The sequence below is a fragment of the Thiomicrorhabdus heinhorstiae genome, from assembly GCF_013391765.2.
Lineage (GTDB): Bacteria > Pseudomonadota > Gammaproteobacteria > Thiomicrospirales > Thiomicrospiraceae > Thiomicrorhabdus > Thiomicrorhabdus heinhorstiae.
In genome coordinates this window covers 1-432 of record NZ_JACBGI020000070.1, presented here as the reverse complement: position 1 = coordinate 432, position 432 = coordinate 1, and the positions used below count along the sequence as shown (strand labels likewise).

Annotated in this window: 1 pseudogene; it reads left to right on the top strand. The window is 45.8% G+C overall.

Features of this window, described 5'->3' with window-relative positions:
• Positions 1–192 precede the first annotated feature (192 nt).
• Positions 193–432 (top strand): annotated as a pseudogene (locus H8792_RS12410) (hypothetical protein); the annotation flags it as partial.

The window sequence follows — 432 nt, the reverse complement described above, 5'->3', positions numbered from 1 at the left end:
ACCCGACAGGTGCTGAATATCAACGGCGGCATGATTTGATATCGACTCTCCAAATGGATGCCAAAGCCAGATCAGATTAAGCAAATATACGAAATTGGCTTTACCAAATCCCCTATTAATGGTACTTTAATGGGGTTTTCCATTTTTAGAAACACACCATTTATTGCGATCGATTCAGGAGGATAAACACAAATGAAATTCATGGTTCAAAAATTGATTTTAGGTCTATCGGTACTAGGCTTAGTCGCCACCTTAACGGCTTGCGGAACAGGCCAGCCAATCCGTAATATGGAATCACAACCGGTTCCATCCAACATCAAAACCGCCGAGCAGGTCAAAAAGGCCATCCGTACAGCCGGTGCCGGCCTGGGCTGGATTATCAGCGACGACGGTGCGGGCAAACTGAAAGGCACTTTGAACTTGAGAACCCAC